At 35.1% G+C, this 19,501-nt stretch carries 17 protein-coding genes, 2 tRNA genes and 2 pseudogenes; 15 read left to right on the top strand and 6 right to left on the bottom strand.

The annotated features are described in order from the left end of the window. The first annotated feature begins 89 nt into the window (after nt 1-89). The 5 genes from H6F32_RS14570 to H6F32_RS14550 all read left to right on the top strand — a co-directional run bounded on the left by H6F32_RS14570 (nt 90) and on the right by H6F32_RS14550 (nt 5,254). Nucleotides 90-1,622: a YcjF family protein gene (locus H6F32_RS14570; RefSeq protein ID WP_190370038.1), complete on the top strand. Its 1,533-nt coding sequence runs from the start codon at nt 90-92 to the stop codon at nt 1,620-1,622. A 63-nt stretch (nt 1,623-1,685) separates the two neighbouring features. Further along, nucleotides 1,686-1,895 carry a hypothetical protein gene (locus H6F32_RS14565; RefSeq protein WP_190370037.1) on the top strand — a complete coding sequence of 70 codons (210 nt, stop codon included), beginning with the start codon at nt 1,686-1,688 and terminating at the stop codon, nt 1,893-1,895. A 164-nt stretch (nt 1,896-2,059) separates the two neighbouring features. Continuing rightward, nucleotides 2,060-3,007 carry a hypothetical protein gene (locus H6F32_RS14560; RefSeq protein WP_190370036.1) on the top strand — a complete coding sequence of 316 codons (948 nt, stop codon included), beginning with the start codon at nt 2,060-2,062 and terminating at the stop codon, nt 3,005-3,007. 915 nt (nt 3,008-3,922) lie between these two features. Further along, nucleotides 3,923-4,633 (top strand): orotidine-5'-phosphate decarboxylase, encoded by a 711-nt coding sequence (pyrF, locus tag H6F32_RS14555; RefSeq protein WP_190370035.1) that lies wholly within the window; start codon nt 3,923-3,925, stop codon nt 4,631-4,633. Between the two features lie 18 nt (nt 4,634-4,651). Next, a complete protein-coding gene (locus H6F32_RS14550; protein ID WP_190370034.1) occupies nt 4,652-5,254 on the top strand; it encodes a hypothetical protein in 603 nt (200 codons plus the stop codon). Nucleotides 5,255-5,404: 150 nt separating this feature from the next. Here the strand turns inward: H6F32_RS14550 and hemJ are convergent, their stop codons facing one another. From hemJ to H6F32_RS14525, 5 genes and pseudogenes are all read right to left on the bottom strand, one after another. Continuing rightward, complete coding sequence (gene hemJ, locus H6F32_RS14545) at nt 5,405-5,983, bottom strand: protoporphyrinogen oxidase HemJ (protein ID WP_190370033.1); 579 nt, start codon at nt 5,981-5,983, stop codon at nt 5,405-5,407. Nucleotides 5,984-6,043: 60 nt separating this feature from the next. Then, nucleotides 6,044-6,349 (bottom strand): annotated as a pseudogene (locus H6F32_RS14540) (glycosyltransferase); the annotation flags it as partial. Nucleotides 6,350-6,367: 18 nt separating this feature from the next. After that, nucleotides 6,368-6,922 (bottom strand): thermonuclease family protein, encoded by a 555-nt coding sequence (locus H6F32_RS14535; protein ID WP_190370063.1) that lies wholly within the window; start codon nt 6,920-6,922, stop codon nt 6,368-6,370. Between the two features lie 246 nt (nt 6,923-7,168). Continuing rightward, the gene (locus tag H6F32_RS14530) at nt 7,169-7,951 is read right to left on the bottom strand and encodes an RNA methyltransferase (RefSeq protein ID WP_190370031.1); all 783 of its coding nucleotides are present in this window, start codon (nt 7,949-7,951) and stop codon (nt 7,169-7,171) included. 25 nt (nt 7,952-7,976) lie between these two features. Further along, nucleotides 7,977-8,058: transfer RNA gene (locus H6F32_RS14525), tRNA-Leu, on the bottom strand. Nucleotides 8,059-8,460: 402 nt separating this feature from the next. On the opposite strand from H6F32_RS14525, the gene murA reads away from it, so the two are divergent. From murA to H6F32_RS14500, 5 genes are all read left to right on the top strand, one after another. Continuing rightward, entirely contained in the window at nt 8,461-9,858 is a 1,398-nt protein-coding gene (murA, locus tag H6F32_RS14520) for a UDP-N-acetylglucosamine 1-carboxyvinyltransferase (protein WP_190370030.1), read from the top strand. A 156-nt stretch (nt 9,859-10,014) separates the two neighbouring features. Beyond that, on the top strand, nt 10,015-11,052 hold the full coding sequence (dcm, locus tag H6F32_RS14515; RefSeq protein WP_190370029.1) for a DNA (cytosine-5-)-methyltransferase: 1,038 nt from the start codon (nt 10,015-10,017) through the stop codon (nt 11,050-11,052). Continuing rightward, nucleotides 11,030-11,305, top strand: coding sequence for a HaeII family restriction endonuclease (locus H6F32_RS14510; protein WP_190370028.1), 276 nt, complete (start codon nt 11,030-11,032; stop codon nt 11,303-11,305). Before dcm ends, H6F32_RS14510 begins: the two co-directional genes overlap by 23 nt. Nucleotides 11,306-11,537: 232 nt before the next feature. After that, the gene (locus tag H6F32_RS14505) at nt 11,538-12,389 is read left to right on the top strand and encodes a M48 family metallopeptidase (RefSeq protein WP_190370027.1); all 852 of its coding nucleotides are present in this window, start codon (nt 11,538-11,540) and stop codon (nt 12,387-12,389) included. 109 nt (nt 12,390-12,498) lie between these two features. After that, nucleotides 12,499-12,582 (top strand) — tRNA-Leu (locus tag H6F32_RS14500). Nucleotides 12,583-13,538: 956 nt separating this feature from the next. Here the strand turns inward: H6F32_RS14500 and cas12k are convergent. Beyond that, nucleotides 13,539-15,403 (bottom strand): annotated as a pseudogene (gene cas12k / locus H6F32_RS14495) (type V CRISPR-associated protein Cas12k). A gap of 150 nt (nt 15,404-15,553) precedes the next feature. Between cas12k and H6F32_RS14490 the strand changes: the two are divergent. The 5 genes from H6F32_RS14490 to H6F32_RS14470 all read left to right on the top strand — a co-directional run bounded on the left by H6F32_RS14490 (nt 15,554) and on the right by H6F32_RS14470 (nt 19,325). Continuing rightward, complete coding sequence (locus tag H6F32_RS14490) at nt 15,554-16,006, top strand: MerR family transcriptional regulator (protein ID WP_190370026.1); 453 nt, start codon at nt 15,554-15,556, stop codon at nt 16,004-16,006. A gap of 165 nt (nt 16,007-16,171) precedes the next feature. Further along, nucleotides 16,172-18,313 (top strand): class I SAM-dependent DNA methyltransferase, encoded by a 2,142-nt coding sequence (locus H6F32_RS14485; protein ID WP_313926646.1) that lies wholly within the window; start codon nt 16,172-16,174, stop codon nt 18,311-18,313. A 3-nt stretch (nt 18,314-18,316) separates the two neighbouring features. After that, nucleotides 18,317-18,682, top strand: coding sequence for a FitA-like ribbon-helix-helix domain-containing protein (locus tag H6F32_RS20630; RefSeq protein ID WP_242031143.1), 366 nt, complete (start codon nt 18,317-18,319; stop codon nt 18,680-18,682). Then, the gene (locus H6F32_RS14475; RefSeq protein ID WP_190370025.1) at nt 18,682-19,116 is read left to right on the top strand and encodes a type II toxin-antitoxin system VapC family toxin; all 435 of its coding nucleotides are present in this window, start codon (nt 18,682-18,684) and stop codon (nt 19,114-19,116) included. The genes H6F32_RS20630 and H6F32_RS14475 overlap by 1 nt, the downstream gene beginning before the upstream one ends. Then, a complete protein-coding gene (locus tag H6F32_RS14470) occupies nt 19,113-19,325 on the top strand; it encodes a hypothetical protein (RefSeq protein WP_190370064.1) in 213 nt (70 codons plus the stop codon). The genes H6F32_RS14475 and H6F32_RS14470 overlap by 4 nt, the downstream gene beginning before the upstream one ends. Nucleotides 19,326-19,501: the final 176 nt, after the last annotated feature.

Raw genomic sequence — 19,501 nt, 5'->3', positions numbered from 1 at the left:
ACTCACATTAACCCAAAACTTCGACCTTGTTGTGCTAGATTAGGGTGATTACCGTGATTCATTTACAAGGAATTGCAACCCTATAATTCATGCCTTTATCTCGGATAGTAACACTGATTATTGGTTTGATTGTCATTTTGGCGCTAACCTTATGGCTGATAGATTCACTCTCTCGGCTATACTGGCAATTATCCTATTCTCCATTGTTAGGTAATTTACTATTATTATTGCTAATTATACTGATTGGTTGTTTAATTGCTGCCTTTGTTTATTATGTCCTAGTTTTAAAAAATGGCGAAGAAAAAACTCGCCGTAAACGCCCTAGAGTTAAACCTTCACAAATTCCTGCGGCTAAGTCAGATGCAGCATCTTCTACCCTGGAAGCTGTACGTCAACAAGTATCGCAAATTCAAGACGAGGTAACACGCCAAGCGTTACTTAGTCGTACTAGAGAAATAGAGGCAAATTTAGCCAGAGGTGAAATTCAGGTTGTAGTATTTGGTACTGGTAGCGCAGGTAAAACTTCTCTCGTTAATGCAATTATGGGACGCATAGTAGGAGAAGTAAATGCACCAATGGGGACAACTCAAGTAGGTGAAACTTATTGTTTACGTTTAAAAGGTTTAGAACGGAAAATTTTAATTACTGATACTCCTGGAATTTTAGAACCAGGGGTAGCAGGTACGGAAAGGGAAGAATTAGCTAGGGTTTTAGCAACCCAAGCAGATTTGTTATTATTTGTGGTAGATAATGATTTACGTAAATCTGAGTATCAACCTTTACGGGGTTTGGCAGAAATTGGTAAGCGATCGCTCTTAATTCTTAACAAGACAGATTTATACACGGATAACGATAAAGAAGTAATTTTAGCCAGATTACGGGAGAGAGTACGGGGATTTATTGCTACAAATGATGTAGTAGCGATCGCTGCCAACCCACAAATAGCACAATTAGAAACTGGTGAACCTTTTCAGCCTGAACCAGATATTATGCCATTGTTACGGAGAATGGCGGTAATATTACGGGCTGAAGGAGAAGATTTAGTAGCAGATAATATATTATTACAATCGTTGCGATTAGGAGAAGAAGCGCGTAAACTGATAGATTCTCAACGCCGTCGTCAAGCTGACAAAATTGTAGAAAGGTATCAATGGATAGGTGCGGGAGTAGTTTCAGTAACGCCATTACCAATGGTAGATTTATTAGCTACTGCGGCTATAAACGCGCAGATGGTAGTAGAAATTGGTAGAGTCTATGGTTGTGATTTGAATGTAGAAAGAGGAAAAGAATTAGCATTATCATTAGGAAAAACCATCGCAGGTTTAGGAATTGTCAAAGGAGCAATTCAATTATTATCTACAGCATTACAATTGAATGTAGCCACTTATATTGTAGGGAAAGCAATACAAGGAGTAACAGCAGCATATTTAACAAGAATAGCCGGAAAAAGTTTTATAGAATATTTTCGTCATGATCAAGACTGGGGAGATGGAGGAATGACAGAAGTGGTACAAGAACAGTTTAAAATTAATCAGAAAGATGAGTTTATTAAAGTTTTTATTCAAGAAGCGATCGCCAAAGTTGTTAAACCTTTAAGTGATACTTTTGCAGAAAAAGAATAATTTGTAATCAGCATATAATTCAAAATAATTCAAAATGTAATTTTAATAAAATAAGAATTAAATATGGCTACCTACAAACAACTTCAGGAATACATTAAAAATAAACATCAAAGAATAGTTAAAAGCTGTTGGATAGCTGATGCTAAAGAAAAGTTAGGACTACCAGTAAAACCATCTTATCATCGTTCTCAAGGTCAACAGAGAAAATATCCTTGTCCTGATGATATATTACCAATAATTCGAGAAGCCTTAGAACATTTTGATGATTTATAGAAACTAAATTTTCTGCATAAATAAATAATTGCATGAATAGCGATCGCTATTTAAAAATTATCAAAAATCCTAAAAAAATCCTAAAAAAATATAAAACTTGAAATTAATACATCAGTATCATTTAAAATAAAAATCAATCATCATTAAAAAACCCTGAAGTAAAAATGACAGAAATAACCGCCAACTATGACGAAACATGGAAAGCAGCCATAGGAGAATATTTTGAAGCATTTATTAAATTCTTCTATCCAGGACTTTATCAAAAAATAGACTGGAGTAAAACCCCAATATCCCTAGATAAAGAACTAGAACAAATTACCGCTAACTCTCACACAGAAAAACGCTATGCAGATAAACTATTTCAAGTGTGGTTATTAGATAAAATAGAAATTTGGATATTAATTCACATAGAAATACAAAGTCAATATGACAAAGAATTTCCCCAAAGAATGTTTATCTATAATTACCGAGCATTTGACTTATACCATAAACCAGTGATCAGTTTAGCCATCTTAGGAGATGAAAACCAAAAATGGCGACCATATACCTATCAATACGGTTTAGGAAACAGTGAAGTTTCTTGTAAGTTTGATATAGTCAAATTAATAGATTATCAGTGGTCAGAACTAGAGCAAAGTAACAATATATTTGCTATAGTAGTAATGGCACATTTAAAAACTAAAGCTACGACTAGCAACTTATCACTGAGGGAGCAGTGGAAATGGAACTTAATTAGAAGTTTATATGACAGAGGTTTAAATAAAGTTGACATAGTAAACCTCTTCAAATTCATTGACAAAATGATGTCATTAACCAAGGAATTACAACAGAAACTAATTAGCAAAATAGATGAGTATGAAAAGGAGACAAAAATGCCTTTTTTAAGCCCTACTGAAGAATTGGCCATGGAAAAAGCCACCAGAACAACTCAGAGAAATAATATTATCAAACTATTACAAGTAAAGTTTGGTAATATTCCAGAAAGTCTCATCAATAATATTAATCAAATTGATGATATACCTTTTTTAGAGCAAGTAATATCAACGATGACAATTACTTCCTTGGAAGAATTTACCAATTTAGTTATCTCTAAATTACCCAAGTCAGAGTAGATGTAGAAAACAGAGGTATGGAGATACAGCACATTCCATCTACATGAGGTATACTATGAACACAGCAAGATGCCTGTGTTACAAGGGTTTTATCATTAATATCTGTACCTCATAATAACGGAAACTGCTGTATTTTGTATTTTTTTCATTACCTCTGTTAATCCATAGAAATTGATTAGCCAAATCAAAATAGATGAGCATGGAAAGGAGACAAAATCCCTTTTTTAGCCACTACGGAAGAATTGACCATGGAAAAAGCTACCAGAAAAACTTACCAGCAAGATATTATCAGCCTACTATTACAAGTCAAGTTTTGATGATTTCCATAACACAGATTGTCTATTTTGTCAACCTAACCTCAAGTTCACTTTACAAAACTACATCAGTTTTTTGTTAATTTTTGCTAAATTTCTCCGAAAAATTCTCTATCACTCCCTAATATTTTCATCTTCTTCACTTTCTTTATTTCTCAAATACTTATAAATAAAGGGTTTCAACATTTTGCTCTGGCATTGTTATAAAGTTGACATACTACGCCTAGATTATGAAATTTTACCAAATCGCTGAAACTATTGCAAGATCGTTGATAAATAGGAATAATTCTCAATTAATTATTAAGAAAATATAAATATTAAGTTATATTAATTTTTGAATGATATAAATATCTCAACAATTATTAAAAATAATATAATTTATAGTTATAATTTAGTGCAAAAACAGGGTTAAAAGCAGAGTTTTTGTTGTAGTTTATTGCATAGAATTTATATTTAATTAAGTATTAATGATGCTTAATGAAGTAAATTAAATTATATACAAATACAACTATTTTGCCAAATTAGTGAAAATTAGTGATAATAAATATGACTATTGGAGTATAATAAATTGGATAATATGTAATAAGTAATAACCAGAAATATGAATGCTAAAAAAATTATTGTGCCTTTAGATGTATCAGATTTACAAAGCGCGATCGCTCTAATTAATAAACTTCCTCAAGTCACTTTTTGGAAAGTAGGTTTAGAATTATTTACTAGCACTGGTCCAAAAATTATCGAAGTTCTCAAATCTCAAGAAAAGCGCGTTTTCCTAGATTTGAAATTCCATGATATTCCTAATACTGTGGCAGGCGCTTGTCGTGCAGCAGCTAGTTATGGAGTTGACTTATTAACAGTTCATGCTACTAATGGTAAAGATTGCCTCCAATCTGCGCGGGATGCTGTACAAATTGGAGCAGAAAAAGCTGGAACAAAACCACCAAAATTAATCGCTATTACCTTATTAACTAGCATTTCTAGCAGAGATTTAGCGTTTGATTTGAAAATTCCCCTGGAATTGCCAGAATTTACTTTACAAATGGCTCTTTTAGCGCGAGAATCAGGTTTAGATGGAGCAGTATGCTCTCCTCAAGAAGCAGCACAATTACGGAATAGTTGTGGTAATGATTTTACCTTAGTTTGTCCAGGAGTTCGTCCCACTTGGGCAGAAAAAAGTGATCAAAAGCGATCGCTCACACCATCACAAGCTATAATGGCAGGAGCAAATTATCTAGTTATTGGTCGTCCTATTACTGCTGCGGTTGATCCTGAATTAGCATGGCAGAAGATTATTGCAGAAATTGATAATTGATAATTTAATGAATATAATATGAACATCAAGATTTTATGTGGTGCATTATTAATATGGTTAATGTTGTCTATTTTTAATCAACCTGTATTATCCCAAAAAGTGGTTTTTAAAAACAAAAGTACCGTTAAAAATACATCTAAAAATATAGTTAAAAGTAAATATTGTTCTCCAGAAAATGTAGACAACTTACCAAAATTAATAGATGAATTAATGATAGCTTTACCTGACTATGTGAACCGTGTAACGCAACGTTCTCGACGTTTAAAAAGAGAGGTTGATATTTTTTCCTATGTTTTGGTAGCGGGTAAACCTGATTTATCACCTTTACCATTAAATCCAGGAATTAGCAATACTCCAGAATATGACTCCACAGAAGTAAAACAAGTTTTTTTTACAACTTTAGAAAGGAAATATATTAATCAAACATCTATAGAATTACAACAATTTCATCGTCTATTTTTAACCAAAACTGATACTGGTTGGGAATTAGTGATGATGTTTTCACAAACTGGGGCTTATCCAAAAACAGAACCATTAGCACCTTTAAGAGATAGTAGTCATAGTGCGATCGCTCAAGGTGTTAAACTATGGTTGAGAGATTGTCATAGTAAGAGTAATTAGTAAATTTTTCGTGAGCGGGTTAAAAAGTTCCAATTAAATTTTCTGCCAGTTTTATAAACTTTTCTCCATTGATAATTTGTTCAACTCCGCTATATATTTGCAGGGAAAAAACAGATGTTTACTTAACCCTGCATAGCCCAACTTACCCGTTTACACTTGTTGAACTTCTTTAACTTCAGCTATTAACTTTTCCTTATTACGTCGGCGAATTTTAGCATACATTTGAATACTCACAGCCATAAAAATCACCAAACCAAAAATTAACCAAGCTGTTAAATCTGTAGGTAGGTTATTTTGGAAAATAGCCAACATCACAATAACAACTAATAACAAAGTTGGTGCTTCATTTAAAGCTCGTAATTGTTGGCCACTCCAACGACATTCATCTGCTGCTAATTGTTTTAACAGTCTTCCACAATAATGATGATATATTAACAAAATACCCACAAAACCTAATTTAAAATGTAACCAGGTTTGTTTTAAAAAATCTGGATTAGTTGATAAAATTCCTATAGCCATTGCTACTGTCACTATCATTCCTGGGATAGTAATAATATGATAGAGACGTTTTTCCATGATTTGATATTGATTTTTCAGGATGGTTTTTGCTGGTTCAGGTTCTTGGTTAGCTTCAACGTGGTAGATAAACAAACGCACTAGGTAAAATAAACCCGCAAACCAAACTACAAAACCAATGATGTGAAATGCTTTAAACCACGAATAAGCCATGAATTTTAACCTTCCTTAATTTCTCATTGCTGCTTATTATTAGAATACAACAATTTGGAATTATAAATTAGTAAGTTTAATTAGTTCTTCTAACCATGATGGTTTTGTCCGACATTCTGCATCAGTAAAGACGATAATTTGATGATCTGAAGTAATGTTTCTAATTGCTTGGTTTCTCCCTATGTAGCAACTTTGAATATTATTTTCGCTGAAAATGCGAATGTTCATAGGCGAATTTTCGGCGATGTTTTGTAATGTTGATAATATGCGATCGCTGCTATTATTATCTATTAGTAAATACTCTACTTTTTCTTGACGACAACTTTGATTTAATAAGCAGTTTATCAAATCTGGTACATCTTTTTCACCATTATAAACTCCTGACTACTTGCGAAATTTCCAAGGATCAATAAACTCAGGATCATCCCAAATACCTCGTTTTTGCTGTTGCGCTTGTGCTTGTGCTGCTAAAATGACATCTTTACTAGGACATTTGTTTAAATAGGGAGGATATACTTTTGTTAGTCCTTCTTTCAACAACACTTCTTGGATTAATGTACCATTTTGTAATCGCACTTCGGCAACTTTTCGATGATAGCGATCGCTATCTGTTATATTGAGAATCACATGATTTTTAGATTCTTTGACTAATTTTTCTACCCTGACTTGCGCTCTTAAGCCCCAACTAAACTGGTTAACATCTTTTAGACGTTTACTAGTCTTCTCTTTTTGAGAATGAGGTATTTCTGGAGCATCAACACAAGCAAACCTGACTGTAATTTTCTGACCTTGAGAATCTGTCACAACAATGGTATCACCATCGCTTACTTTTTCTACCATATCTCCACTATTACTCAGAACTTGATTACAAGCCATTAACCCAAATATCATTAATCCTACACCTAAATAAATCAGGGTTTTCCTAACTAATTTATTCATCATCATCACTCAGAAATTTAATACATACTTTATAGGTAACAAAAATCACTAAGTTATCTGCGTTTAATTATTAATGTTTGTACCTCACTTGAATGGAAATTGCTAGAGATGTAATAAAGATGTAACAATTCTAATAATATTTAATACCTATAACACTTACAATCTAGTATAATCTATTCTCAGGATCTCAGAGAGTTAATTAACAGAAAGAAGAAAAAGAGTCATAAACTTCAGAAAACGACGATTCTAACTAGAGGTTTTCTGTCTTTTTGCTTCATACAACATTAAAGATGCAGCGATCGCCACATTTAAAGATTCTACATCATTACTCAGGGGAATTTTCACTTTTATATCAGCCATCGCTGCTAAATCTGTAGATAAACCTGCTCCTTCATTCCCCAAAAGTATTAAACTGGGTTTACACCAATCTACTTGCCAATAAGTTAAATTGGCTGTGGGTAAAGTAGCGACTATTTGCATTCCTGCTTGTTTACATTTTGACACTGTGTTTTGTAAATCTTCACTTACAGCCTTATTTAAACGAAACCATTGCCCAGCAGAAGCTCGTAAAACTTTAGGATGATCAAAATCTACACTATCATGACTTAACCATAAGCCTTCAGCACCCGCAGCCGCAGCACTACGTATAATAGTACCCAGATTACCAGGATCTTGAATAGTTTCCAAGGCTAAAATTATGCCATAATCAGGAAGTTCACTATTTTCTGGTAGTTTTTTAGCTGTAGCTATTACTCCATCAGGGTTAACAGTAGTGGCCATAGAAGCTAAAACTTCATCACTAACAATTTCTGAGCGATCGCACACACCACATACTAAATTCCATAACTCTAAATGTGCTAACTGCCACTTCTGAGTACAACAAACCGTTTCTAAAGGATAATGTACAGCACAAGCCTCTTCTAATAAATGTGTACCTTCTAATAAAAACAACATTTGGTTATGGCGTTCTTTAGGAGAATGTAACTTACGAATTTGTTTAACTAAAGAATTTTGTAAACTTGTTAACACAATTTTGATAATTAAAATAAAATAATGCGGAACCCGGGACTTGAACCCGGAAGCCTTGCGGCACTAGAACCTGAATCTAGCGCGTCTGCCAATTCCGCCAGTTCCGCTTCTTGACATTAAGTCACAATTAATTATTATTACTTAACTATGGTAATTTGTCAATAGACATCTTGCGAAAATCATCCTAGGGCAAATTCATGGCGTTGATGAATTGGGGTATGACATTTATTTTATTTATTTATTTCGCTCATCAGCGAAGGGAAGCACTTGCGTTAGACGCAAAGTTTCAAATTTTGAATTTCTCAATTTCATACCTGAGTTCAGCAACGCTAAATTCATCAATTGTCCCTACAAGGGTTTGGTGGTTATCCACATTTAATTATCGCAGGATGTCTAAATAATCACTAAGTAAAAAATCTTGAAGTTGATCATGGCTGAGGGAGTGACTCCTAAAGTCCTTAATCATGTAAAATCAGAACCAACTTCAAATCCTGATAATAACTATTTTTTTGGGAGGTAGGCTTATTAATTCTTCTACCAGCTTACCAGATGCTAAATCTTCACTAGTAGCAGACTCCTCAGTTTTGCAAATATGTGGAGGGCATTCTTTGGCAGGTCATGTACACATTAGTGGAGCAAAAAATTCTGCTTTAGTAATTATGGCAGGAACTTTGCTCTGTTCTGGAGATTGCCGTATTCGCAATGTTCCCTTCTTAGCAGATGTGGAACGCATGGCAGAGGTTTTATCAGCATTAGGATTACGTTTACATAGAGAAGGCGATATTTTAGACGTTAATGCTAGGGAAATTACTACATCAAAAGCACCTTATGAATTAGTTACCCAACTACGGGCTAGTTTTTTTGCTATTGGTCCAATTTTAGCCAGATTAGGAGTTGCCCAAATGCCTTTACCTGGGGGTTGTGCCATTGGTGCTAGACCAGTAGATTTGCACGTGCGTGGGTTACAATCTATGGGTGCTGAAGTGCAAATTGAGCATGGTATTTGTCATGCTTCTCTGCCTGGAGGTAATGGTAAATTAAAAGGAGCTAAAATATATTTAGATACTCCTAGTGTGGGAGCAACGGAAACACTGATGATGGCTGCTACCCTAGCTGAAGGTGAAACTATCATTGAAAATGCAGCTAAAGAACCAGAGGTAGTTGATTTAGCTAACTTCTGTAATTCAATGGGAGCAAAAATCCAAGGAGCAGGAACTAGTAAAATTACTATAGTTGGTGTATCACAATTACATTCTACAGATTACACTATCATTCCAGATCGGATTGAAGCAGGTACATTTTTACTTGCAGCCGCTATTACTCGCTCAGAATTGACTTTATCACCTGTAGCTCCGGATCATTTATTTCCTGTGATTGCGAAGTTGCAAGAAATTGGTGTGGAAATAATTGAAGAAGCACCAGATAGGTTACGCATCTTACCTGCAAAGACCTTAAAAGCTATCAATATTGATACTTTACCCCATCCCGGCTTTCCTACAGATATGCAAGCACCTTTTATGGCTTTGCTAACCTTAGCAGAGGGAGATAGTATCATTAATGAATCTGTGTTTGAAAACCGTTTGCGTCATGCTTCTGAATTAAACCGTTTAGGTGCAGATATTCGAGTTAAGGGAAATACTGCTTTTGTGAAGGGAGTACCCATGTTATCAGGTGCGCCAGTCATAGGTACGGATTTAAGAGCTTCCGCAGCTTTAGTCATAGCAGGTTTAGCAGCACAAGGTACAACCACAATTCAAGGTTTGCACCATTTGGATCGAGGTTATGATCGTCTTGACTATAAACTACAGGAGTTAGGAGCAAAAATTACTCGTTTAAAAGATACATCTGCAAATGTAGATGTTACTGATCATGGTAATTCTACACCAATTTCTGCTATAGTCCCTTGATTTAATGGTATTTAATGGCGATCGCTCTTATTGATATCATATCAAGTTCGTAACGTTCGCCATTAATTTACTTTTACTCTCAAAATGAGGAGGTGAAAAGAACGCATAAAATAACCTCAAATCTATAAAAGGTGTTTTAATAACAAGGATAAAAAAATGATCAAATTTATAGATTTATTTTGTGGTACAGGGGGATTTAGAATAGCCATTGAAATGATTTGTCACCAATATAATATTCTCTCTCAATGTGTTTTTTCTAGTGATATTGATATAGATTGCCAAAAAATATATACAGCAAATTTTGGAGAAACTCCAGCAGGAGATATTACTAAAATTAATGAAAATGATATTCCCGAACATGATATATTATTAGCTGGTTTTCCCTGTCAACCTTTTAGTATTTGTGGAGAACTTAAAGGTTTTGCAGATACCAGAGGTACATTATTTTTCGATATTGCTAGAATTATTAAAGCTAAACAACCCACAGCTTTTATATTAGAAAATGTAAAACAGTTACAAGGACATCAACAAGGAAAAACGTTAAAAACTATTATTAATAATTTACAAGATTTAGGATATTATACAGATTATAAAATTGTTAATGCTCTAAATTATGGATTACCACAAAAACGAGAAAGAATTTTAATCATAGGTTTTAAAAATCAATATCACTATCAGAATTTTCAGTGGCCATTGGTAAAAATTCCTATGCAACCATTATCAACAATATTAGAAAATTCTGTTTCTGACTTTTATTATGCTTCGGAACAAATTAGACAAAATCGTTTACAGAAAGTTAAACCTAATCAACAATACGATCAACCAACAATATGGCATGAAAACAAATCTGGTAATATTAGTGTATATCCTTATTCTTGTGCATTAAGAGCAGGTGCATCTTATAATTATTTATTAGTTAATGGAGAAAGAAGATTAACTGAAAGAGAAATGTTAAGATTACAGGGTTTTCCCGAATCTTATCAAATAATAGGAAGTTATCAAACTATCAGGAAGTTAACTGGTAATGCTATTGCTATTCCTTGTGTAGCTAGTATTATTGATGTTATGATTAATTTGCTGGTTACAGGAAATAGTAAATTGACTGTATCTAAACATTCACTCTTTCATCAATTAAATCTTTTTGAAAATCATTTATCTACCTCCAAAAATTATGTACACAATTCAAGAAGTTAAAAAACAACTTGATATGCTTATCAAAAAAGCTAGAGTTGATATGTATAAACTTTGTCAGTCTAAGCTAATACATTGGTATGATCTTTGTTTAAGAGGTCAATATTCTCAAATATTATCTCGGCCATTAGTTAATTGTTTATCTGATAGTTTTAGAAAAGAATTTCCTCACTCTATTGCTTTAACTGAATTTTTAGCAGAAAGAAATTATCCACCTTTAGATAAATTAAGTGACAATTGGCAAATTTTAGGATAAGTAATCTCTCTGAAAGTTATAACTTCTTTTGGTCTCTTTTTTATCTAAGTCTTGCTATCGTAACAAGCTGGTTATATTCTTAAATAAATTGCTATACTTGTACAATAAATGCTATTTCCAAAAGCCTGAAACCCTATTGATATCATAACGATTTTATTGGGTTTTAGCCCTATATTTGGAAAATTGACAAAATTGTTGTAAAAACTACATTTTTTATGGATTGTCATAACTTATGTCTTTAGTAAAAACTCCCTTAATTGGTTTAAAAGCAGATGCTTTCCGTCATCCTTTAGATTTGGAAGCAACAAATACTCTCAAACAAATTCCTGGTATAGATATGATGGTTAGGAATTGGCTCGGACCTGTAGCAGAACAAGTATTTTATGTAGAAAATATTGCCTCTAGTATTTTAGTCAGTGAAAGACAACTACCGGATTTACACAAACTATTATTAGATGCTTGTAAAATTTTAGATATTGAAACACCTCAATTATATGTACGTCAACATCCCGCGCCTAACGCTTATACCTTTGCCATGCGTGGTAAACAACCTTTTGTAGTAATTCACACATCATTAATAGAAATTCTCACATCAGAAGAAATACAAGCAGTAATTGCCCATGAATTAGGTCATTTAAAATGTGATCATAGTGTCTATCTCACTCCTGTAAATTTACTGATATTAGCAGCCGCCATAGTTCCTAATGTGGGGACAATAGTAGCCCAAGCAATTCAAAACCAGTTGTTAGAATGGGTACGTTGTGCCGAGTTTACCTGCGATCGCGCAGCGTTATTAGTCACGCAAAATCCTAAAGTAGTGATGTCAGTGTTAATGAAACTTGCTGGTGGTTCACCTAAATTAGCACCTCATTTAAACTTAGATGCTTTTATTGATCAAGCCCGTGCCTATGATGATATTAGTAAAAATGAACTTGGGGAAATGGTTAAAGAAGCACGCACAGCACAATTAAGCCATCCAGTACCAGTATTACGAGCGCGGGAAATTGATAGATGGGCTAGTAGTCAAGAATATCACCAATTACTGCATGGAGGTTCATTATTAGGCAAATGGCGTAATTGGTAATCATCATAATCTGGTATTTTGTTGATGGCATTTTCAACTTGGGCAAAAAAGTTTTTCTAGGTATTGACAAATTGGAAAAAGTAAGTTACCATAATAAAATGCCATTCAAGGGCGGGTGGCGAAACTGGTAGACGCACCGCACTCAAAATGCGGCGACCTTGCGGTCATAGGAGTTCGATTCTCCTCCTGCCCATAAACTAGTAGATATCTGGTAACAATGAATGTTGTACAGTGACTAATTATCTGTCATCAGTGACAATCTGCTGTCGTTGGTGACAAATTGCTGTCACTAGAGAAAAAGAATGTATTTAGAAAGCCAGTGACAAATTGTTGTCATCGTATTTACTCACTTCTTGACTATTATTATAGTCTTACATCTAGCTTGCCTAATGTTAATTTTTTCATAACATTTATAGATGTTATGAGAATCGAACTCCTATCTTTCAACCCTCGCACAAGTCTTACCGTCAATTAGACTTTTATTGTGTCTACCATACGTGATTTTTCAACCCACCCGGTACTAGGAGGGTTGTTGTTACTCCTTTTGAGCGATCGCTGATCAGACAGAAAGATTCCTTTCCTTTCCTTTCAACCCACCCGGTACTAGGAGGGTTGTTGTTACCTTTAAAGAACTGATTCCAAGGCTTTAAAAAACTAACTTTCAACCCACCCGGTACTAGGAGGGTTGTTTGTTACCCACCCAGTTTCAAAGTATTGTGGGGCAACGTTTCCAGATGTCGTTAGCGCGGATGTCTTCAAATTTCCTATTTGAGCCTCAGTCACAAAAATCATATCTGATTTAAAACCGATGAAATTTAGACAGGTCAAGAGTTTCGACACTTGCGCGGATCTCTGAGAAATTTTGCCTTGATTTTAGTTCTTCAAATGAAGAATTGAGGAGGGTTCCTCCTTGGTCGGAGGTGATTCGGTAGCCACTACAGCAGTACATCCGCGCCCTTATTGCTGGGAGCGCACCTATCCTGTCCGAAGACAGCAGCATCAGGGTGAGCAGCTACCAGGGTCAGAAAGCAAGACTATATTGCTACAGTCAAACTAACCCATATTTTTCACAATTCAGAGACTCAAAGGAGTATGAATTGCGGCGCTATTATATTTATTATTCTATTTTCAAGGTTCGGTATATATTTGTCAACTATGTTTGGCTAGGCGGAGATGATAAGCACAGAAAGCTAATTCTTTGGCTTGATCTTGAGGACTAGCACGAGTAGGCTGTTTCCCTTCTTCTATGGTAATTCCTACCTGAGCAGCTTTACTTTGAATACTCTGAATCAGTCTGCCATAACTCCATTGATGGACGTTTGTTCGATATTGTTTAGCATATTTTCTCTGGATTTCCACTGAGCCTGGACATTTTGCTTCTGCTAGGGCTTGAATCTCACTCTGGATTATCTCCCGTATATCCCCTAGCTTGGGTAAGACAATGCTGCCAGCTTTGTAGGTTTGGGCGATCGCTACAATTTCTTTTGCTAATAATCTGTCTATATACTGTCCTAACTCAGATGTACCAAACTGATTGGGCGAAAAACTTTTCTGTGCTTTGTGGCGTTCATGGGATAGTGATTGCTGTTGTTGCCTTTGGCGATTCAGGAGTTCATAATTTTCACCAAGTAGCTGTTTAATACTGCGATAAGCTAAGACTTTGTTGGCGATCGCATCCACTACGGCTACTGTGGCAGGTTTTTCCAACCCTAAACTTACTCCTACTAAAATGTGTGATTGACCTTGGTACAGGGGTTGACTAGGACGATCATAGGAATTGTTCAAGCGAGTTAGTGTTGTTTGTTTACGCTGAATAAATGCTTGCTGGTTATCGGTTAAATCACTCTTCTTCTTCATGTTGGTGAGCAATTTGGTAATCTCCTCTGCTTTCTCTTGGCGAACTTGTTCTGTGCCTTCAGCAGTCCACAGGCGATTATCAACACAGCAAGAAAGGGTCAATCGGTTAATTTGCCAAGGTTCACCTTTACCCTCTCCTTCTTGCCAACCTATACGACCATTTCTGAGAGTGAACAAGGCACTGGAATACTGATTTTCGCTTTTGAGTTTTTTGCTTTTGCGTTTAGTTTGTTGATCTTCTAGGAAGCGTTTAAACCAATGCAGTTGACGACTATCGCAGTACACTTCAAAAGTTAAATCGGTTAAGCCATTGAAGTGAACGCACAGCCTACCTTTTTCGTTTGTTGACCAAACTAGGTCTTCGTTCGTTTCATAAACCAGGGGAAAAGGAAGAGAACTTGATCGGTTTAACAGAATATCCTGCCAGCGTTTGGCTTCAAAGTTGTCTTCTGGAACATTGGTTATAGCGGTGAAAAGTGTTTCCAGCCATTTAGCATTGGTTAAATCTCGACCTTTGGGAATTCGACTGGTTAACTTGTCTGTTAGCCTTTGAATCTGTATTTCTAGCTTACGGCGACGTTGAGCAAATTTTTCTGGGTCTTCTTCTTTGTCATTCAATTTACAGCCGTTTTTTAGCAGATAGCTGATGGCACTACGGCTGAGTATATCGTCGGTTTCTTGGTAAGTGTCAAATAATTTATGAGATACACTCTTCTCAGGATTGGAAGGGGATAGTTTTTTGGATTTCTTGGTCTTTCTGCTTTTATTTGAAGGGCATCAGGGTCAGATGTTGGTGTTGCTGTTGCCAAAATCTCGGCAGCTTTGGCGCGAATAGTCTCCAAGCTATAACCACTGGTTTCAACCAATTCAGCATCACTGTTGAGCATTTCTAGCCAGCGTATTTTACCATCTAGCTGCTGCTGTAGACGTTTCTGGATTTTCAACCACGACTGGTAGATGTAGTCCACTACATGAATCGCGGATACATAACAACGGTTTGGTTGTCCGGCAAAACGAGGATCAGTTTCTAGTGGTTTGCAAAGTTTACTAACAACGCTTGACGGCAGTTTGCCATTTTTGCGCCATTTCTCGAAGTCTGGGTGTTTACTAAGCTGTTGTAGTAGTTCGTTGATTAACGGCGTGTTTAATTCTGCCATCAATTTCCAGAGTTGATGGCGGGTAGATTCACTAGCAATTAGGCGACATTGAACAGTAATTTCACTCATGAAAATATAATATCACAAAAACACATAATGTTATTCAAAAATAATATGTGATTTACAAAAAACTTCTATAGGATGATTCTTATGGAGGAAAAATTCTACACAAGCACAGAAGCGGCTGAAATTACTAATTGTTCTCGCCGACAGCTACAGTATTGGCGGGAGAAGGGGGTTATAGTACCTACGGTTAATGCCAGTGGTAAGGGGAGAAATGTTTATTATTCTAAGGCTGATTTGTTGGCACTGTCAGTAATGGAGCATTTGCTGTCAATTGGTTTAAATTTTGAAATGTGTCATGCAGCTTTGGAAACTTTGCGTAAAAGAGAGCCTTGGCTATTTGAGGAGTCTGTTACTGAAGATAAGATGAAGCGGTTGATGTTTTTACCTGCAAAATCGCCTGAACAACCTTTGCAACTGGCGGAGTTTGACCAGCAAGCGGCTTTAGAGGCACTTTGTCAGGGACAAACTGTGATTCCTTTTTGGGGCGATCGCTTGCATCAACAATTGGGGGATAATTTGAAAAACTTTAGTAGCTAGTTATCTTTTTATTTGTATAGTGATTCAGTAATGTGCCTAGATGGGTAAAATATTGCCTACCATATTTCTCTATCTTATCAAAAATTACATCTTTACCTCTAACCAACTAGCTGCTCTAATGGTTAGAAACTAAAATCCTTTATTAATTTCTTTAGTGGTGCAATTGTGAACTTTCAAGAAACATCTAACTTTATTTGGCAAATTGCTGATGAAATACTTAGAGATGACTTTAAACGGGGTAAATATCCTGATGTGATTTTACCCTTTACAGTCTTGCGTCGTTTAGATTGCATTTTAGCACCTACTAAAGATGAGGTGTTAAAAAGATATGAATTTCTTCAAGAAAAAGGACTACAAAAACCAGATGGGCAATTACGCAAAGCAGCAGGAGGTAAATCTTTTTATAACGTTTCTGGATATGATTTTAAAAAATTACTAGAAGATAAAAAGAATTTAGCTAAAAATCTCATTGCTTACCTCAACGGGTTTTCAGAAAATATGCGTGAGGTAATTGATAAATTTAGTCTACGCACTACTATTAATACTTTAGATTCTAAAAATTTATTAGTACCTCTGATTAACAAATTTTCCGAAGTTGATTTGAGTCCAGATAAGATTGATAACCATACAATGGGGACAATCTTTGAAGAACTAATTCGCCGTTTTAATGAACAAATGAACGAAAATCCGGGGGAACACTTTACACCCCGTGAAGTAATTAAATTAATGGTGCGTTTAGTATTAAGAGGAGATGAAACAGCACTCAAACAACCAGGAGTGATACGCACTATTTATGATTGTGCTTGTGGTTCTGGTGGAATGTTATCTATTGCTAAAGATTATATTCGAGAAAAGATTAACTCTAGTGCAGATATTCGCCTATATGGACAAGAGGTTAACGACGAAACCTTTGCTGTGTGCAAGTCCGATATGTTGATTAAAGGCGATGATAAAGATGCAGATAATATTAAATCTGGTAGTTGTTTTGCAAATGATGGTCATGCTGATCAGAAGTTTGATTATATGTTAGTTAATCCTCCCTATGGGAAAGATTGGAAAAAGGAAAAAGAATTTATTGATGCAGAAGTAGCAAGGGGTAAATTAGGCAGATTTGAAGCAGGAACACCACGCATTAATGATGGTCAATTACTTTTTCTGCAACATTTGATCTCAAAAATGAAACCTGTGGAAGAAGGAGGAAGCAGAATAGCCATTGTTTTAAATGGTTCACCTTTATTTACAGGTGATGCAGGAAGTGGAGAAAGTGAAATTCGGCGCTGGATTTTAGAAAATGATTGGTTAGAAACTATTGTAGCTTTACCAGGACAATTATTTTATAACACAGGTATTACTACTTATATTTGGGTACTCAGTAACCGCAAGCCAGAATATCGTAAAGGTAAAGTTTTATTGGTGAATGGTGCTGCAACTTATAAAGTCAAAGAACGACGTAAGGAAAAAGAAATAGAATTTTTTGCCCAAAAAATGCGGAAAAGTTTAGGAGATAAGCGGAATGAATTAGGAGAGGAACATATTGATAAATTAGATGATTTAGCTTTTGATTTTAACGCGGGTGAATTTGCGAAAATTTTTGATCATACAGATTTTGGTTATCGTAAAATTACCATTGAACGTCCTTTGAGGTTGAATTTTAAAACTTCACCGGAACGGATAGCAAATTTAAAAGCATCCTCCGCGTTTATAAATTTGGCTAGTAGTAAGAAAAAAGGTGCAGCAGGAGAAGAGGAAATAAAAGCAGGTCAGGAATTACAGGCTTTAATTTTAGACGCTTTAGATTTAATAGATTCTGATAAAGTTTATAAAAATCGTCAAAAATTTAAAGAAGTGATTGATGCAGCTTTAACAAAAACCAAGCAAAGTAAAAGTCAGGTAAATCAGCTTTCATTGTTGGAGTCAGGAACAGCAAAGGTAAAATTAACAGCTAAGGTAAAAAATTTGATTTTAGCGGGTTTGTCGGAAAAAGATGAAACTGCTGATATTTGCTTTGATGATGAGGGAAACCCAGAACCAGATCCCGATTTAAGGGATTATGAAAATGTTAAATTAAAGGAAGATATCTATACTTATTTTGAGCGAGAAGTTAAACCCCATGTTCCCGATGCTTGGATTAATGAAACGGTAAAAGATGAAAAAGATGGTCAAGTAGGTAAGGTAGGATATGAAATTAATTTTAATCGCCATTTTTATCAATATCAAGCTTTAAGACCAAGGGTAGAAATAGCAGCAGAGATTGAGGTGTTAAAATCTCGTTTATTTGCTATATTTAATGAAAAGGCAGGTAATTAGATTATGTCTCAAATTATTCTCGAAGATTTAGAACCATTAATTATTGAGCGTTTGCACAGTCGCGCTCAAAAAAATGGACGTTCTCTACAAGCGGAAGTCAAAGCTATTTTAAAGCAAGTGGCAGAATTAGAAATAAGTTCCCACCTTTCAGAAGCAGAAATCATTGAGCGTAAATCAGCTTTAATGTTACAACAAATGGAACGGCATGGTCAAAAAATGGGTAAATCTATTCAGCCTGAGATTAATATATCATCAGAGCAAAAACAGAATTTATTAAGAAATAAAGCTCGATTAAATCAACTAAAACAAAAAATTTCTTTAGGTGGTTTGTCAATTAGGGAAGCGATAGAAGAAGGACGTAGATATTAATGATTTTTATTTTAGATTGTTCTGTAGCAATTAGCTGGTGTTTAGCAGATGAAAATAATGATTATGCTAACGCTATTTATACTATCTTTTCAGGAGGACATCAGGCATTAGTACCTACTTTCTTTTGGTTAGAAATCAGTAATGTTTTGTGGGTAGCAGAACGCAGAAACCGCAATACTAGAGAGGAAACAGAGACAGCTATAAAATTATTACAACAATTACCGATTATTGTTGATATTAAACCTGTAAGCGAGACTATTACCGCTACTTTAAATTTAGCACGTCAGTATAATATTGCTACTTATGATGCGGCTTATTTAGAATTAGCTATTAGAGAAGGATTTTTATTAGCTACTGTTGACGATAAACTTGCTAAAGCAGCACAAAATCAAGATATTTTTTTAGAAAATCCAAATATTGAGAGTTTATTATGATTGAAAAATATTTTCCCCCTTATTCTGAGTATAAGGATTCTGGTGTTGAGTGGTTGGGTAACATTCCTCAACATTGGGACGCTTACCAACTAAAGAGAATTTCTGATATTAATTATGGATTAGCTATTGAGTTAGATAGAACTGAAATAGAAGGAACTTTTATAATATCATTGCCAAATGTTACTAAAGAAGGTCAGTTACTTCTATAGGACTTACGCAACTGGCACAAGCGATGGTGCGGCGTAGCCGCACCGAGCACCTAAAGACTAAACCATTGACATAGCAATATCTGGACGTTTTAGTTGTCCTATTAAATAATTAGAAAGCAAATTATGCTTAATTTGATAAATAGTTTGACCTGTGTTGTAAGCTAAGTTTTTTAGTC

Origin of the sequence: Anabaena sp. FACHB-1237, from assembly GCF_014696225.1 — a bacterium.
GTDB lineage: Bacteria > Cyanobacteriota > Cyanobacteriia > Cyanobacteriales > Nostocaceae > FACHB-1237.
This window is presented reverse-complemented; position numbering and strand designations above follow the sequence as displayed.

Coding starts and splice junctions, on each gene's coding strand:
- H6F32_RS14570 (WP_190370038.1), top strand. CDS start 90: ATGCCTTTATCTCGGATAGTAACACTGATTATTGGTTTGATTGTCATT.
- H6F32_RS14565 (WP_190370037.1), top strand. CDS start 1,686: ATGGCTACCTACAAACAACTTCAGGAATACATTAAAAATAAACATCAA.
- H6F32_RS14560 (WP_190370036.1), top strand. CDS start 2,060: ATGACAGAAATAACCGCCAACTATGACGAAACATGGAAAGCAGCCATA.
- pyrF (WP_190370035.1), top strand. CDS start 3,923: ATGAATGCTAAAAAAATTATTGTGCCTTTAGATGTATCAGATTTACAA.
- H6F32_RS14550 (WP_190370034.1), top strand. CDS start 4,652: ATGAACATCAAGATTTTATGTGGTGCATTATTAATATGGTTAATGTTG.
- hemJ (WP_190370033.1), bottom strand. CDS start 5,983: ATGGCTTATTCGTGGTTTAAAGCATTTCACATCATTGGTTTTGTAGTT.
- H6F32_RS14535 (WP_190370063.1), bottom strand. CDS start 6,922: ATGAATAAATTAGTTAGGAAAACCCTGATTTATTTAGGTGTAGGATTA.
- dcm (WP_190370029.1), top strand. CDS start 10,015: ATGATCAAATTTATAGATTTATTTTGTGGTACAGGGGGATTTAGAATA.
- H6F32_RS14510 (WP_190370028.1), top strand. CDS start 11,030: ATGTACACAATTCAAGAAGTTAAAAAACAACTTGATATGCTTATCAAA.
- H6F32_RS14505 (WP_190370027.1), top strand. CDS start 11,538: ATGTCTTTAGTAAAAACTCCCTTAATTGGTTTAAAAGCAGATGCTTTC.
- H6F32_RS14490 (WP_190370026.1), top strand. CDS start 15,554: ATGGAGGAAAAATTCTACACAAGCACAGAAGCGGCTGAAATTACTAAT.
- H6F32_RS20630 (WP_242031143.1), top strand. CDS start 18,317: ATGTCTCAAATTATTCTCGAAGATTTAGAACCATTAATTATTGAGCGT.
- H6F32_RS14475 (WP_190370025.1), top strand. CDS start 18,682: ATGATTTTTATTTTAGATTGTTCTGTAGCAATTAGCTGGTGTTTAGCA.
- H6F32_RS14470 (WP_190370064.1), top strand. CDS start 19,113: ATGATTGAAAAATATTTTCCCCCTTATTCTGAGTATAAGGATTCTGGT.